Source organism: Microbacterium sp., from assembly GCF_051860965.1.
Taxonomy (GTDB): Bacteria; Actinomycetota; Actinomycetes; order Actinomycetales; family Microbacteriaceae; genus Microbacterium.
Genome location: NZ_JBIMKU010000001.1, coordinates 716,704 through 732,449 on the forward strand (window position 1 = coordinate 716,704; position 15,746 = coordinate 732,449).

General features: G+C 70.3%; 12 protein-coding genes. 3 read left to right on the forward strand and 9 right to left on the reverse strand.

What is annotated here, in order from left to right:
• Nucleotides 1–83 precede the first annotated feature (83 nt).
• On the forward strand, nucleotides 84–2,429 hold the full coding sequence (locus tag ACTIFV_RS03355) for an ATP-binding cassette domain-containing protein (RefSeq protein ID WP_439591334.1): 2,346 nt from the start codon (nucleotides 84–86) through the stop codon (nucleotides 2,427–2,429).
• 40 nt (nucleotides 2,430–2,469) lie between these two features.
• Here the strand turns inward: ACTIFV_RS03355 and ACTIFV_RS03360 are convergent, their stop codons facing one another.
• The 3 genes from ACTIFV_RS03360 to ACTIFV_RS03370 all read right to left on the reverse strand — a co-directional run bounded on the left by ACTIFV_RS03360 (nucleotide 2,470) and on the right by ACTIFV_RS03370 (nucleotide 5,775).
• The gene (locus ACTIFV_RS03360) at nucleotides 2,470–2,934 is read right to left on the reverse strand and encodes a recombinase family protein (RefSeq protein ID WP_439591397.1); all 465 of its coding nucleotides are present in this window, start codon (nucleotides 2,932–2,934) and stop codon (nucleotides 2,470–2,472) included.
• 76 nt (nucleotides 2,935–3,010) lie between these two features.
• Nucleotides 3,011–4,762, reverse strand: coding sequence for a cation:proton antiporter (locus ACTIFV_RS03365; protein WP_439591335.1), 1,752 nt, complete (start codon nucleotides 4,760–4,762; stop codon nucleotides 3,011–3,013).
• Nucleotides 4,759–5,775 carry a malate dehydrogenase gene (locus ACTIFV_RS03370; RefSeq protein ID WP_439591336.1) on the reverse strand — a complete coding sequence of 339 codons (1,017 nt, stop codon included), beginning with the start codon at nucleotides 5,773–5,775 and terminating at the stop codon, nucleotides 4,759–4,761. Before ACTIFV_RS03370 ends, ACTIFV_RS03365 begins: the two co-directional genes overlap by 4 nt.
• A gap of 64 nt (nucleotides 5,776–5,839) precedes the next feature.
• Between ACTIFV_RS03370 and ypfJ the strand changes: the two genes are divergently transcribed.
• Both ypfJ and pip read left to right on the forward strand, forming a co-directional pair.
• Nucleotides 5,840–6,616 (forward strand): KPN_02809 family neutral zinc metallopeptidase, encoded by a 777-nt coding sequence (ypfJ, locus tag ACTIFV_RS03375; protein WP_439591337.1) that lies wholly within the window; start codon nucleotides 5,840–5,842, stop codon nucleotides 6,614–6,616.
• Nucleotides 6,613–7,590 (forward strand): prolyl aminopeptidase, encoded by a 978-nt coding sequence (gene pip, locus ACTIFV_RS03380; RefSeq protein ID WP_439591338.1) that lies wholly within the window; start codon nucleotides 6,613–6,615, stop codon nucleotides 7,588–7,590. The genes ypfJ and pip overlap by 4 nt, the downstream gene beginning before the upstream one ends.
• 59 nt (nucleotides 7,591–7,649) lie before the next feature.
• On the opposite strand, the gene ACTIFV_RS03385 is transcribed toward pip, so the two are convergent.
• From ACTIFV_RS03385 to kynA, 6 genes are read right to left on the reverse strand one after another with little or no spacing between them, the layout of a single operon-like run.
• The gene (locus tag ACTIFV_RS03385; protein WP_439591339.1) at nucleotides 7,650–9,269 is read right to left on the reverse strand and encodes a GMC family oxidoreductase; all 1,620 of its coding nucleotides are present in this window, start codon (nucleotides 9,267–9,269) and stop codon (nucleotides 7,650–7,652) included.
• A complete protein-coding gene (locus ACTIFV_RS03390; RefSeq protein ID WP_439591340.1) occupies nucleotides 9,266–11,032 on the reverse strand; it encodes an aldehyde dehydrogenase family protein in 1,767 nt (588 codons plus the stop codon). The genes ACTIFV_RS03385 and ACTIFV_RS03390 overlap by 4 nt, the downstream gene beginning before the upstream one ends.
• Before the next feature lie 57 nt (nucleotides 11,033–11,089).
• Nucleotides 11,090–12,568 carry an MFS transporter gene (locus ACTIFV_RS03395; protein ID WP_439591341.1) on the reverse strand — a complete coding sequence of 493 codons (1,479 nt, stop codon included), beginning with the start codon at nucleotides 12,566–12,568 and terminating at the stop codon, nucleotides 11,090–11,092.
• Nucleotides 12,569–12,600: 32 nt separating this feature from the next.
• The gene (locus ACTIFV_RS03400) at nucleotides 12,601–13,848 is read right to left on the reverse strand and encodes a kynureninase (RefSeq protein WP_439591342.1); all 1,248 of its coding nucleotides are present in this window, start codon (nucleotides 13,846–13,848) and stop codon (nucleotides 12,601–12,603) included.
• Nucleotides 13,838–14,809 carry a hypothetical protein gene (locus ACTIFV_RS03405; RefSeq protein ID WP_439591343.1) on the reverse strand — a complete coding sequence of 324 codons (972 nt, stop codon included), beginning with the start codon at nucleotides 14,807–14,809 and terminating at the stop codon, nucleotides 13,838–13,840. The genes ACTIFV_RS03400 and ACTIFV_RS03405 overlap by 11 nt, the downstream gene beginning before the upstream one ends.
• Before the next feature lie 47 nt (nucleotides 14,810–14,856).
• Entirely contained in the window at nucleotides 14,857–15,723 is an 867-nt protein-coding gene (gene kynA, locus ACTIFV_RS03410; RefSeq protein ID WP_439591344.1) for a tryptophan 2,3-dioxygenase, read from the reverse strand.
• Nucleotides 15,724–15,746: the final 23 nt, after the last annotated feature.

Below are 15,746 nucleotides of genomic sequence, written 5' to 3' on the forward strand. Positions count from 1 at the left end.
ACACGCAGGCGAGCAGTATTCAGGAAGCAGGATGTCCTCGATGGGCGGCAGAATGAAGCGTCGTTCCGAACGAGAGGCCCCCTGTGACCGAGAAGCACATCGCCGACTCCCACGAAGTCATCCGCGTCGTCGGAGCCCGTGAGAACAATCTGAAGAACGTCGACGTCGACATCCCCAAGCGCCGGCTGACGGTCTTCACGGGGGTGAGCGGCTCGGGCAAGTCCTCTCTCGTCTTCGGAACGATCGCGAACGAATCGCAGCGCCTCATCAACGAGACCTACCCGACCTTCGTGCAGCAGTTCATGGGCCAGCTCAATCGCCCCGAGGTCGATGCGCTCGAGAACGTGAGTCCGGCGATCATCGTCGACCAAGAGCGGATGGGCGCCAACTCGCGCTCGACCGTCGGCACGGCGACCGATGCGCACGCCATGCTGCGCATCCTGTTCAGCCGTCTCGGCCAGCCGCACGTCGGGTCGCCGCAGGCGTTCTCGTTCAACATCCCGTCCGTGTCCGGCGCGGGGGCGGTGACGTTCGAGAAGGGGGGCGAGACGGTCAAGGAGCGCCGCTCGTTCGAGGTCACCGGCGGCATGTGCCCGAAGTGCGAGGGTCTCGGCGAAGTGAGCGACGTCGACCTCGACGAGCTCTACGACAAGACGAAGTCGCTCGCCGACGGCGCCCTCACGATCCCTGGGTACAGCGTCGACGGCTGGATGGTGCGCGCCTTCACCGAGTCGGGCTTCGTCGACGCCGGAAAGCCGATCCAGGACTACACCGAGCAGGAACGGGCGGACTTCCTCTACAAGGAGCCGACGAAGGTCAAGATCCAGGGCATCAACATGACCTACGAGGGTCTTGTGCCGAAGATCACGAAGTCCTTCCTGACGAAGGACCGCGATGGACTGCAACCCCACATCCGCGCGTTCGTCGACCGCGCCGTGAAGTTCATGCCGTGTCCGGAATGCGGTGGCTCTCGGCTCAACGAGGGAGCGCGATCGTCCAAGATCGGCGGCGTCAACATCGCGGATGCCGCCGCGATGCAGATCACGGATCTCGCGGAGTGGCTCGCGACGATCGACGACCCGTCGGTCGCACCGCTCATGGCCGGGCTGCGCCACACGATCGATTCGTTCGTGAACATCGGCCTCGGCTACCTCTCGCTCGACCGTGCGTCGGGCACCCTGTCGGGCGGCGAATCGCAGCGCACCAAGATGATCCGGCACCTCGGGTCGGCGCTCACCGACATCTCCTACGTCTTCGACGAGCCGACGGCGGGCCTGCACCCTCACGACATCCAGCGCATGAACGAGCTCCTGCAGCTGCTGCGCGACAAGGGGAACACCGTGCTCGTCGTCGAGCACAAGCCCGAGGTCATCGAGATCGCCGACCACATCGTCGACCTCGGTCCGGGCGCGGGTCGCGCAGGCGGCGAGATCCAGTACACGGGGGACGTCGCGGGTCTGCGCGCCTCGGGGACCATCACGGGTCGCCACCTCGACGACAGGGCCCAGCTCAAGCCCTCGACGCGCGAGCGGAAGGCGGCGCTCGAGATCCGGGGCGCGACGCAGCACAACCTCAAGGACGTCGACGTCGACATCCCGCTCGGCATCCTCACGGTGATCACGGGCGTCGCCGGCTCGGGCAAGTCGTCCCTCATCCACGGCAACGTGCCCGGATTCGACGATGTCGTGGTCGTGGATCAGGCGCCCATCAAGGGCAACCGGCGATCGAGCCCTGCGACGTACACGGGCATCCTCGACACGATCCGCACCGCGTTCGCGAAGGCGAACGGCGTGAAGCCCGCCCTGTTCAGCGCGAACTCCGAGGGTGCATGCCCCGCCTGCCGCGGACTCGGCGTCATCATCACGACACTCGGGTTCACCCAGACCGTCGAGACGCTGTGCGAACTCTGCGGCGGCTCGGGGTTCAGTGACGCGGTGCTCGAGTACCTGCTCGAGGGCAAGAACATCGCCGAAGTGCTCGCGATGTCGGCGTCCGAAGCGGCCGAGTTCCTCGGGAAAGGGCCTGCGCACGCGATCCTCCTGCGCATGATCGATGTCGGACTCGGCTACATCACGCTCGGTCAGGCGCTCAACACGCTCTCGGGCGGCGAGCGCCAGCGGCTCAAGCTCGCGATCTCGATGGCCAAAAAGGGCGCGATCTACGTGCTCGACGAGCCGACGACGGGTCTGCACCTCGCCGACGTCGACAACATGCTCGGGATGCTCGACCGCCTCGTCGAGGCCGGCAATTCGGTCATCGTGATCGAGCATCACCAGGCCGTCATGGCGCACGCGGACTGGATCATCGACATCGGGCCGGGGGCCGGGCGCGACGGCGGCACGGTCGTCTTCGAGGGAACGCCGGCGGATCTCATCGCGGAAGGCAAGACCCTGACAGCGCAGCACCTCAAGGCCTACGTGGCCGGCTGAGTCTTCTCGCCCCGCACCGCTCGCTCGACGCGACGAGCGGTCAGCGGCCGGTGTCGAAGAGGTGGCGCCCGCCGTGGCTGAGCACCTTGACCACGACCCCTCGCCGGTGGAGCTCGGCGACCGTGCGCGTCTCCTCCTCGATGTTCCGGCCGAGGGCGTGCACGTTCGTCACGACCAGCACGTCGCCCCGCCCGAGTCGGCCGAAGAGGCGCACCAGGCGCTCCTCCCACGACTCCAGGGTCTCGGGAGCGGGATGCCGGAACCCGTCGATCGGCACGCCGAAACGCGTGAGCTCGTTGCGCTGCTCGGTGACCGACGGCATGTCGTCGCGCGAGACCACGAGCCCGACGAGCCGCGAGCCGGCGGGCCGGGCGAGCCACCAGTCGCGATCGGCCTGCAGCTCGGTGAAGCACTTGGGGCACTCGGCCGCCGCGTGCGGCAGGTGGATGGGACTCGTGTCGGCGCCGGATGAGCCGTCGTGGGCGTGCGTGACCGCGGCATCCATCCTCGTCGACTCGCTCAAGACCGCACCCTTCGTCGCGTCTATTCTGACCCGTCGCGACGACATCGCGATACCGCGGTCAGTCGTCCTTCTCGTCGAGCCGCAGCTGCAGGCTGATCTCGTCGGCGTCGAGCTCGGCCAGCGCGTGGCGCAGCGCCGCCGTCGAGTAGGCGCCGCCCGACGACAGCTCGAGCAGTCGCCCCCGCATCGCTTCGATCATGGCGAGGCGCAGCTCGAGCATGTCGCGCGCGAGCGCCGTGGTCTCGTCGTCGGGCGGCTCGGTGAACCGTGCGCCGACACGCGCGGCGAAGCCGTCGGGGAATGCGGAGCCGTCACGGCGCACGAGCCCGGGCGCAGACAGCGCCGCGCCCGCCGCTTCGCGCAGCTCGTCGTCGATGCGCTGCTGGTCCGCCCTGTCGACGCCTTCGTCGTCGCCTTCGTCGAGTCGCAGCATCCGCACCAGCCACGGCAGCGAGAAGCCCTGGATGATCAGGCTCCCCACCGCGACGAGGAACGCGATGAAGATGAGGAGCGCCCGCTCGGGCGTCTCGTCCCCGCGGGGAAGGGTCTGCGCGGCGGCGAGCGTCACGACGCCGCGCATGCCGGCCCAGACGATGATCGTGCCGTGCTTCCAGCCCAGCGGCCGGCCCTGGTAGTAGTCCAGGTCGGCGAGCGCGCGGGTGAGGCGGCGCCGGGCGGATGCGATGCGTCTCTCCTGATGGGCGGGGTTCACCTGCATCCCTCGTCCGCCGCGTCCGCCGGGTGGGGCGTCGGCGAGATCGTCGAGTCTTGTGCCGAACTGCTCGAGCCTGTTCCGCTGCCTCCCGCGGGCGCGTCTCGACTGCAGCCAGACGAGGATCGACACCCATCCGGCGCGGACGATCAGGATGATGCCCAGTGCCGCGATCGCGAGCGCGACACCGAAGCCCGCTCCGCCGTCGCGGTTGAGGTTCTGGTCGAGGATGGCCTTCAGCTCGAGGCCCATGACCAGGAAGACCGCGCCCTCGAGCACGAGCTCGACGGTGCGCCAGTTGAGTTCGTCCGACAGGCGCTGCTCGGGCGTGAACCAGCGCACCGACCCCTGACCCGTGACGATGCCCGCCACCACCGCGGCGACGAGCCCCGAACCGCCCAGATGCTCGGTCGGCAGGTACGCGGCGAAGGGCACCACGAAGCCGATGGCGGTGTTCGCTGCGGAGTGCCGGATCAACGCGCGCAGGCGCAGGTTGAGGTAGCCGATCACGGCGCCGACGACCGTCGCGATGAGCACGCCCCAGAGGAAGGAGCCGACGAACTGCCCCGGTGAGATCGACCCCACCGCGAGCGCCGCGATCGAGACGCGGAGGATGACGAGCGCGGTCGCGTCGTTGAGCAGGCTCTCGCCCTCGAGCATCGTCACGACCCGTCTCGAGATCCCCAGGCGCTTGACGATCGACGTCGCGACGGCGTCTGTGGGGCTCAGGATGGCGCCGAGCGCGAGGGCGAGCAGGAACGGGATGCCGATGACGGCCGAGAAGAAGAAGGCGAGCGCGACGGAGCTGAGCAGCACGAGCAGCACCGAGAGCCCCGCGATGGGGCCGAAGTCGCGTCGGAACTCGATCGCGGGGAGGGAGACCGCGGCCGAGTACAGGAGCGGGGGAAGAACTCCGACCAGGATGATGTCGGGGTCGATCTCCGGAACGTGGACGAACGGAAGCAGGCTGACACCGAGGCCGAGCAGCACCAGGATGAGCGGCCCCGCGATGTTCAGCTTCGGCCCGACCGCCGTCGCGACGGCGATGACCACCACCCCGATGATGATCAGGACGAGCGGGTCGACGACCTCGGTCACAGCACGCCGAGGGCTCGGACGGCGTCGCGTTCGGCGACGAGTTCGGCGACGGATGCATCGAACAGTGCGCGCCCGCGTGCGTCGAACGCGAGGTCCTCGATGACGCGGTATCCCGCGCCGTCGCCACGGGAGACCACCGGGAACGAGCACACGATCCCCTCGGGCACGCCGTACTCGCCGCGTGAGACGAGCGCCGCCGACGTCCAGCCGCGGTGCGTGCCCAGCTGCTCGTCGCGCACGTGCTCGATCGCGGCGTTCGCCGCCGACGCGACCGACGACGAGCCGCGCACCTCGATGATCTCGGCTCCGCGCTTCGCGACGCGCGGGATGAACACGTCGTCGAGCCACGCGATCGCCGCCTCCGTTCCGCCCAGGCGATCTGCCAGCGCGGCGGACACGGTCGTGCCATCCGCAAGGTGCGCGTGCGCCACGTCGGGGAACTGGGTCGCGGAATGGTTGCCCCAGATGATGACGTCGGCGATCTCGTCGGCACCGACGCCCAGCACCTCGACGAGCTGCCCGACCGCCCTGTTGTGGTCGAGCCGCGTGAGCGCCGTGAAGCGATCCGCGGGCACGCCATCGGCGGCCGACGCCGCGATCAGTGCGTTGGTGTTGGCGGGGTTGCCGACGACGACGGCGCGGAATCCGGATGCCGCACCCGCCGCGATCGCGGCACCCTGCGGACCGAAGATGCCGGCGTTGGCGGCGAGCAGGTCCGCCCTCTCCATGCCCGGCCCGCGCGGACGCGCGCCCACCAGCATCCCGATCTCGGCGCCGTCGAAGGCCTCGTCGGCGCTCACCGTGACGTCGACGCTCTCGAGCAGGGGGAACGCGCAGTCCTGCAGCTCGAGCGCGGCGCCCTCCGCCGCACGCACACCTTGGGGGATCTCGAGCAGACGCAGACGCACCGGCCGGTCGGCGCCGAGCATGTCGCCCGCCGCGATCCGGAACAGCAGTGCGTAGCCGATCTGCCCACCGGCGCCGGTGATCGTGATGGTCGTGGATCGCTGCATGTCAAGGAGCCTAGCGAGCACCCGATTTCCCGGCAGGCGTGGCGGCCTCGCGGTACCGTGAGGCATGACCTTCAACGACAACGCCCGCGTCGGAGGCAACCGAGCGACGCGTCGGGGGCCGGGCGCCGGCCTGGTGGGCGGCGGCATCGCCGGGATCGGCGGGCTCGTCATCCTGCTCTTCAGCCTGTTCACGGGCGGCGACCTCTCCGGACTGCTCGGCGGCGGCATCCCGGAGGCCGACCAGTACTGGGCAGACAACGTGCAGGACTACCGCGAGCCGAACCTCGTCATCGTCGACGGCTCGACACCGACGCAGTGCGGAACGGCGTCGAATCAGACGGGTCCGTTCTACTGCCCGCCCGAAGAGACGGTGTACGTCGATCCGACCTTCTTCGCCCTGCTGCGTCAGCAGTTCGGCGCGACGGCGGGCCCGCTCGCGCAGATCTACGTGCTCGCGCACGAATATGGGCACCACATCCAGAACATCGCCGGGATCATGCAGCGCTATCCGAACAACGGCACGGGACCCGACAGCAACGGCGTGCGCACCGAGCTGCAGGCCGACTGCTTCGCGGGCGCGTGGGTCGGCTCGATGACGGAGCAGGTGGACGAGAACGGCGTCCCGTTCCTGAAGGCGCCGACCGAGGTCGAGATCCGGGATGCCCTGGATGCCGCGCAGACCGTCGGCGACGACCACATCCAGCAGGCGGCAGGGCAGGGAGTGAACCCCGAGACCTGGACCCACGGATCCAGCGAACAGCGTCAGCGCTGGTTCTCGACGGGATACCGCGACGGCTACCAGGCGTGCGACACGTTCGCCGTCTCGGGGAGCAGCCTGTGAGCGACGCACTCGACGGCATCCTCTACCCACCCCTCGAGCCGTACGAGACGGGCGAGCTCATCGTGGGCGACGGCAATCGCGTCCACTGGGAGCAGTCGGGCAATCCCGACGGCAAGCCGGTCGTGTTCCTGCACGGCGGCCCGGGCGCCGGCACGTCGCCGTGGCAGCGCCGCTTCTTCGATCCGGAGCGCTATCGGATCGTGCTGTTCGATCAGCGCGGATGCGGCAAGTCCACGCCGCACGCGAGCGATCCGCACGCGGATCTGCGCTTCAACACGACCTGGCATCTCGTGGCCGACATGGAGCTGCTGCGCCGCAACCTCGGGATCGACCGCTGGCAGGTGTTCGGTGGATCGTGGGGAAGCGCCCTCGCGCTCGCGTACGCGCAGGCTCATCCCGACGTCGTGACAGAGCTCGTGCTGCGCGGCATCTTCACGCTGCGCCGTCACGAGCTCGAGTGGTTCTACGAAGGCGGCGCATCGGCGATCTTCCCCGATCTGTGGGAGGAGTTCATCGCTCCGATCCCCGTGCTCGAGCGGTCGCGACTCATCGAGGCGTACCACCGCCGGCTGACCGATCCCGATCCGGCCGTGCACCTGCCCGCCGGCGTCGCGTGGTCGAAGTGGGAGGCATCCACCCTCACGCTGCGCCCCGATCCGGAACTCGTCGCCGAGATGACCGAACCGGCCGCGGCGACGGCGTTCGCGCGCATCGAGAACCACTACTTCCTGCACGGCGGCTGGTTCCGCGAGGGCCAGCTCATCGAGGACGCCCCGAGACTCCGCGACATCCCCGCCGTGATCGTGCAGGGTCGCTACGACGTCTGCACGCCGATCATGACGGCGTGGGATCTGCACCGGGCATGGCCCGCAGCAGAGCTGGTCGTGATTCCCGATGCCTCGCACTCGGCGACGGAGCCCGGTATCGCCGCGGCTCTGAGGCTCGCGACCGATCGCTTCGCCGACGCCGGCTGAGCCCGCCCCGGCCGAGCTCAGCGGCGCCGGTCAGCGGGCGACGGTGTGCTCGCGGCGTGTCATTGCGCGATGAGCAGATCCGCCGCCACTTCGCCGATCACGATCGCGGGGGCGTTCGTGTGCCCGCGGATGAGCGACGGCATGATGGATGCGTCGGCGACCCGCAGACCGTCGACGCCGCGCACGCGGAGCTGCGGATCGACGACGGATGCGGCATCCATCCCCATCCGCGCCGTGCCGACCGGGTGGTACAGCGTGTGCGAGTAGCGGTGCAGGGACATCTCGGCGCGCTCCGTGGGCGTCATGGTCTCGCCGCCCGCGGGCTGGATCCACCCGCCTGTCGTGACGGCGCGCAGGGCGTCGGTGTCGATGATCCGCTCGCACGCGGCGAGACCGGCGAGCATCGTCGCCTCATCGAGGCCGCCGTCGTCGGTCAGGTAGCGCGGGTCGATGAGGGGTTTCGCGAAGGGATCGGCGGAGGCGAGTCGGATGGTGCCGCGACTGTGCGGACGCAGCAGGATCGCGCCGACCGTGATGCCCTCGGCCGGGGTCGGCACAAGGCCTTCGCCCACATACGGCACGGGAGCGAAGATGATCTCGATATCGGGCAGGTCTGCGGCCATGCCCGACCGATCGGCGACCGGGGTGCGCAGGAACCCGCATCCCTCGCCGACGTTCGAGGTCAGCATCCCCTTGCGTGCGGTGAGGAAGCGGGCGAGCTCGGTCAGCCGCTCGGCGCCGAAGAGCGTGCCGCCCTGGGCTTCGGGAGCCAGGCCCGCGACGAGGTGGTCCTGCAGGTTGGTGCCAACCTCGGGCGCGTCGACGACGACATCGATGCCGTGCTCGGCGAGATGGTCGGCCGGACCGATGCCCGACAGCATGAGCAGCTGCGGAGTGTTGACGGCGCCGCCCGAGAGGATCACTTCACGAGTGGCTGAGGCGTGGCGCGTAATGCCGTCGATGTCGACGTACACGCCTGTCGCCCGCGGAGTCTCGCCGGGCGAGAACGTCACCCGCCGTACATGCGCGTTCGTCACGATGCGCAGATTCGTGCGGCCCTTCGCGGGACGCAGGTACGCGTCGGCCGTCGACGCGCGGCCGCCGCGGTGCTGCGACACCATCGTCTGCGTGAAGCCCTGGCCATCGGGGAGGTTCGGGGCGGTGACGGGATACCCCGCCTCGCGCGCCGCGTCGAGGAACGCGCGCGTGTGCCGACGGGGATCGCGCTGGTGCTCGACCGCCTGAGGGCCGCCGGTCCCCTGCGTGGGATGCGCCGGATCCTGCGTGTTCTCGACCCGCTGGAAATACGGGACGAGCGAATCCCACGACCATGCGGAGCCCGCGGTATCCGCCCACTCGTCGTAATCGGCGGCGAACCCGCGGACCCACATCATGGCGTTGAGCGACGATGAGCCCCCGAGGGTCTTGCCCCGCGGCCAGTAGACCGTGCGGCCCTCGAGCTTCTCCTGCGGGACGGTGTCGTAGTTCCAGTCGTACGCGCCGCGGAAGAGCTTCGAGAAGGCGGCGGGCACATGCAGCTCGAGCGCCTTGTCGGGCGCGCCAGCCTCGAGCAGCAGCACGGTGACGCTCGGGTCCTCGCTCAGGCGCGCCGCGAGGGCGGCGCCCGCGGAACCGGCACCGACGACGACGTAGTCGGCGGCGAGCTCGTCGCGGGTCATGCGCGGAACGCCTGCACGAGTGTGCCCATGAGGCCGACCCAGTCGCCGTCCATGCGGAAGCGCGTGAAGCCCTCGCTCACCGCTGCACCCGTGCGCGAGGACACGAACCACGGCGGCTTCGGCAGCACCGACATCCGGCCCTTGCCGATGAGTGCGGACAGCGAGCGCGGCAGCGGGCGGAACGGACCGCGCGCGATCGACCGCTCGACGTGATCCAGCAGGAGCGCATTGTGCACGACGCCGATGCCGCTCTCGACGTGCTGCAGCGTCGCGCCGGGGAAGCCGCCCCAGGCGAGGGTCGGGGTGAGGAAGATGAAGGCGGTCCACGTGTTGATCGCGATGGAGCCGTACCGCAGGTCGGCGATCGCGCGTTCGAAGCCGCCGCCGAGCGCGGCCTCGGTCTCGGGATCGATCAGGACGTTGGCGCCGAGGGTTCCGACCAGCTCGTCGTTCGCGTGCGCGACGGCGTTGTCGAGGAACTCCTGTCCGTTGCCCGGCAGCGACACGACCCCGAGCACGGGGGCGAAGTACTCCGTCGTCTCGAGCGCCGTCGCGTCGTCGCCCGGCTCGACCTCGACGAGTGCGCGCGTGCCGTCGCCGCACCAGTCCGCGGACGGGTAGCCGGATGCCGCGGCGGCCAGCTTCTCGTCGCTGCGCGGGTACCAGACTGGCCGTGCGGGGGCGGCGTCGTACGCCGTGCGCAGCGCCGCGAGGAAGGCGTCCCGCTGCGGCCAGTCGGCGCTCAGGATGACGACCTGGCCGGCGATGCAGTTGTGCCCGCTGTTCTGCAGTCGCATCGTGGCGACGTGCTCGGCGTGGAACCGCAGATCGGCATCCGACCACACGCCGGGGACGATGATGATCGGCGACACCCCGCCGAGCTCGGCGGTGATCGGCTTCTTGAGCTGTGGGCGGTCCTCGCGCTTGCGTCGTGCGCCGGCGGCGCCCGTGCCCCACACGATCGCATCGAACGTCGTGGCGGCGCCGGTGATGTGGACGTGGTCGATGCTCTTGTGCCCCGCGAGGTACCCGCCGACGTCACCGCCGCCGCGCACGATGCGCAGGAACCCCGGTTCGATGAGCGGCGCGAGCGCGCGTTCGTAGACGGGCACGAGCACGTCCTGCGTCGGGTTGACCTTGAGGATCGCGACGCGGTTGTGCGCGAGCAGCTCGTACAGCACGTCGAGCACGGGAATGGATGTCACATTGCCCGCACCGAGCACGAGGCCGACGCCGCCGGGAGTCGTCGGCTGCAGCTGAGCGAGTCCGGCGTCGCGGCGGGCCTCGGCATCCGTCGTGCCCGGGGTGAACCAGATCTCGCCCGTGTAGCCCGACAGCAGCATGCCGTCGACGCGGTTGAGGGGGAAGACGTGCGCGCGTCGGCGGCCGCCGGGCGCCGGCTCGGTCGGGATGCCGGCGAGCGGGCTCTCGCCCTTGGCGAGCTTCGCGAGCGAGTCCCTGGCCGCGTCGATCCCGACGAGCGTCGCGTAGGGGCCGCTGAGCCATTCCTCGCCACGGAGGGGATGCCCCGCCTCGAGCCCCTTCGAGTTCGCCGCCGTGTCTGCCCATTCCTCGGCGACGGCGGAGACCGTCGCATGGAGTCGCTCCAGCAGCTTCGCGCGCTGGGCGAGCGTCACATGCACCCACGCGCGCAGTCCGGTGCCGAGGTCGGCGATGGCCGCGTCGAGCGAAGCCGCCTCGGGCAGGGCCGGCGCCGCGGCGGATGCGGGCTTGCGGGTCTTCACGGGTGCGGCGTCGGGCACGATCGCTCTCCTTCGGGCGGGGTTGTCATTCTACGACCGTGAGTGCGGGACCGAGTCTCAGGATGCCTGCGACTCGATGTCCTGCCGACGGAGGCGGTAGCGCGCGAGCGTCAGCAGGCTGAGGGCGATGAGTGCGGCCGGCACGACGCTGAAGCTCACGACGATGCCGGTGATCGCCGCATCCGGCTGGGTGACCGTCTGCCCCGCGGTGGATGCGACGTAGCCGGTCAGGGCGAGCACGATCGACAATGCCGTGGCGCCGAGGGCGAATCCCGTCGTCTCGCCCGCCGTCCACACACCGCCGAAGGCGCCGGCGCGACCCGGGCCGTTCTGCTGCGCGTCGTGCGCGATGACGTCGGGGAGCATGGCCATGGGCAGCGACTGCATACCCGCGTACGCGATGCCCGCGAACGCGACGGGCACGTAGATCCAGGCCCCGGGCGCCCAGATCGCGCCGGCGGTCGTGAGCGCTGCGACGGCGAAGAGGATGCTCGCGACCGCGAAGATGCGCTCCTTGCCCTGTCGGCGCGCGAACCACGCCCAGGCCGGTGCGGCGAACAGCGCGGGAGCGATGAGTGCGACGAAGAGGAAGGTCACGGCATCCTCCGACTTCAGCACCCACGTCGCGAGGTACTGCGCACCCGCGAGCATCAGTCCCGTCGCGAGAGCCTGCAGCAGGAACGTCGCGAGCAGCGCGCGGAAGGGCTGGCTGCGGCGCAGCGCGTCGAACGCGGCGCGGTAGTTGGCCCGGATGCCGGAGCCGAACGCCGAGGGTGAGGCATCCGGCGACGAGCCCTTCGTCCCGGAGGTCGCGTCGGCGACGAACTCGGCCTCCGCCGCCGTCGCGGAGCCCGCCGCCTCCATGGCGGGGCGCGTCGAGAGGGCATGGCGGGCGGCACCGGTCGCGATGAGCATGCCGACACCGATCGTGACGCCCGCGACGATACCCATCACGAGATACCCCGTCGTGGGATCGCCCGTGACGGTGCGCAGCAGCGGGCCGCCGGCGCCGAAGAGCAGGATCGCGAAGGTCAGGACGACGACGCGCCACGTGAGGAGCGTCGTGCGCGCGTCGTAGCTGTCGGTGAGCTCGGCGGGGAGCGCGATGTACGGCACCTGGAAGAGGCTGAACGCGGTCGCGGTGAGCAGGAAGGCGATGAGCACCCAGATCGCGCCCACGATCGGCCCGAGCGCCGGAGGCACGGCGAAGGTGACGGCGAACAGCACGGGGAGCGCCAGCGCGCCGACGAGCATGAGCCGCCGACGCGTGCCGTGACGCGCGAGGTCGCGGTCGGTGAGCGCGCCGATCACCGGGTCGATGATGACGTCCCAGATCTTCGCCGCCGACACGATGACCCCCGCGAGGATCGCAGCGACGCCGAGGCTGTCGGTCAGGTAGTAGGTCAGCACGAGGCCGGGGAGCGTCGCGAAGCCCCCCGTGCCGAGCGAGCCGATCGCATACTGCGCGACCGTGCGGCGGGGGAGGGCGCGGGTGGATGCGGGAGCCGCGGACGGACCGCGAGCGTCGGTGCTCATCGCGCCAGTGTAGGGCTCGAGCCCGGTTCACCTCACGAGGAGACGGCCACCTCTGCCTCGATCGCCCGCGCGACGGCGCGCAGCCCGTCCAGCACCTCGGCGAAGGAGGTCGAGAGCGGCGACAGCCCGATCCGCAGACCGTCCGGATCGCGGTAGTCGGGGATCACGTCGTGCTCCCAGAGCCGCGCCGTCACGGCACGCATGGTCGGGTGCGAGAGCGTCACATGCCCGCCACGGAGTGCCGGGTCCCGCGGCGAAGCGACCGTCACCCCCAGCGGGCCGAGCAGGGCCTCCGAGACGTCCAGCGCGAACGAGGTCAGCGCGACGGACTTCTCGCGGATCGCAGGGATCCCGGCATCCCGGATCATCGCCAGCGTGTCCTGCATCGCGAGCATTCCGACGATGGGCGGAGTGCCCGAGAGGAAGCGCCGCATGCCCTCAGCCGGTCGGTACGACGGGCCCATCGCGAAGACGTCGGCCGTGCCCATCCAGCCCTGGATCGGCTGTACGAGACGATCCTGGAGCGCCGCCGCGACATAGACGAAGGCGGGGGAGCCCGGGCCGCCGTTGAGGTACTTGTAAGTGCATCCGATCGCGATGTCGAAGCTCCACTCGTCCGCGTGCACGGGAACCGACCCGGCGGAATGGCACAGGTCCCACACGATGAGCGCGCCGGCATCGTGCGCGATGCGCGTGAGCTCGGCGGCATCAGCGAGGTAGCCGGAGCGGTACGCCACGTGCGAGAGGAGCACGACGGCGGTCTCGGGTCCGACGGCCTCACGCAGCGCGTCCGCGGTCACGCCCGACGACAGGTCGACGTCGATCCAGCGCACACGGCCACCGCGCTCGCGCGCGATGCCGTCGACCAGGTACCGGTCGGTCGGGAAGTTGTCGCGGTCGACGACGATCTCGACGCGTGCGGGGTCGGCCCCGTGCTGCGCATCGAAGGCGGCGCGCACGAGCTTGTACAGCAGCACCGTCGTGGAGTCGCCGATCACGGTCTGTCCCGGCCCGGCTCCGATCGCCACGCGACCGATCTCGTCGCCGATCGCGAAGGGCAGCTGCATCCACGACTCGTCCCAGCCTCGGATGAGCCTGCCGCCCCACTCCTCCGTCGCGAAGCGGGCGAGGCGTTCGACGCTCGCGCGCGGCGGGCGGCCGAGCGAATTGCCGTCGAAGTACACCAGCGAGGTCTCGCTGCCGACGAACTCGTCGCGGTACCGCCGCAGCGGGTCGGCGTCATCGAGCGCGGTGGCGGTGGTGTCGAGATCAGATGTCATCGTGGACGAGCTCCTCGGAGGGGACGACGGTCGCGCCGCCCAGCCACGCGGCGATCTCGCCGAGCGACGCGGGGGGTGGGCCGGGGATGAAGGTCGACACGCCGGAGGGCGTTCCGACGAAGGATGTGTCGGTCAGCGCCCCGACGAGGGCGGCACCGCGCACGCCCGCGCGGTCGAGTGCGGAGACCTCGTCGACGAGGACGCCGACTCCGCGCTCGCCGTTGCCGAGATCGGTTCCGTACAGCACGCGCCCGCCGGCCGAGGCGAAGGCGGCGAGATTCGCCTCGGCGTTCTGCGCCGACACGCCGTCATGGATCGTGAGGGTCGAGATCCACGTCTGCGTCGCGACGGCACGCTGCACCAGCGCGGCGGACAGTCGTTCGGTGAAGGGCGTGTGCGCGAGCACGTCCACCCCCGCCTCGAGAGAGGCCTCCGTCATCGCGTCGCCCTCGACATGGGCGACAACGGGCAGCCCTCGCTCGCGCGCACAGGCGATCACGGCCGCCAGGAACGCACCCTCGAGGACCGGCCCGGCGGCGGTGTTGAGCGAGATCTTGATGACGGATGCTCCGAACCCCGCCTGCTCGTCGACGGCGGTCGCGGCGCCGCCGGCGACCCCGGGGTGCAGCGACGGATCGGTCACGGCGCGCACGATCGCGTCGGGCGCCCACCCGCGACCGGACGGGTAGCCCCCGTCAGCCGTCAGGAATGCGCCGGCATATGCGATGCGCGGCATGCCATCCGGGGACCGGCGCGCGAGGGCCGCCGGGTCGCCGCCGAGGTCGAGCACACCGGCGATCCCGCCGGCCGTCAGCTCGCGCTCGTCGATCAGATGCAGATGGACATGATGGTCGATGAGCGGCGGCAGTGCGACGCCCTGCTCACCGCCGATCGACCGACGGCACAGCGACGCCGAGGGTCCGAGGAGCTCACGCAGACCCTGCGGGTCGGAGCGGGGCATCCGTCACCCTCGTCTCGGTGCGCGCCGAGCCGCACTCGGGCCGTGCGTCATGACTGGCGGCCGATCTCGGTACGAACTGCGAACAGCTCGGGGAAGAACGTGAGCTCGAGCGCCTTCTGCAGGAAGCGCACGCCGCTCGATCCGCCCGTCCCCGTCTTGAAGCCGATGATCCGCTCGACGGTCTTCATGTGGCGGAAGCGCCACAGCTGGAAGTTGTCCTCGAGGTCGACGAGCTCTTCGCACGTCTCGTACGCGGCCCAGTGCGTCTGCGGGTCCGCGTAGATCTGCGCGAAGATCGGCACGAGCTCGGGCGCGAACGTCCACGCCTGGGTGACGTCGCGATCGAGCACGTGGGCCGGGATCGGGTAGCCCGAGCGCGCCAGCATGCGCAGGAACTCGTCGTACACGCTCGGCGCCTCGAGGGCGGCGGTCAGCAGCGCGTGCGCGGAGGGGTCGGACTCGAAGACGCGCAGCATTCCGGCGTTCTTGTTGCCGAGGGTGAACTCGACGGCGCGGTACTGCGCGGACTGGAACCCGCTCGCGTTGCCCAGCACGCCGCGGAACTGCGCGTACTCGGCAGGCGTCAGCGTCGCGAGCACCGACCACTGCTCGGTGAGCGTGCGCTGGATGTGCTTGACGCGAGCGATGCATTTGAGTGCCGGTGCGAGCTGATCATCGCGCAGGTACGCCGCCGCCGCGGACAGCTCGTGCAGGACCAGCTTGAGCCACAGCTCAGTCGTCTGATGCTGGATGATGAACAGCAGCTCGTCGTGGTGCTCGGGGTCGCTGAGCGGCCGCTGGGCCGACAGCAGCGTTCCGAGATCGAGGTAGCCGCCGTAGCTCATGCGGTCCTGGAAGTCCGTCACGACCGATCCCTCGATCGTGCGGGTGTTGCGCTCGACGCCCTCGCTCACGATGTCGAGCTTATCGAGCGCGT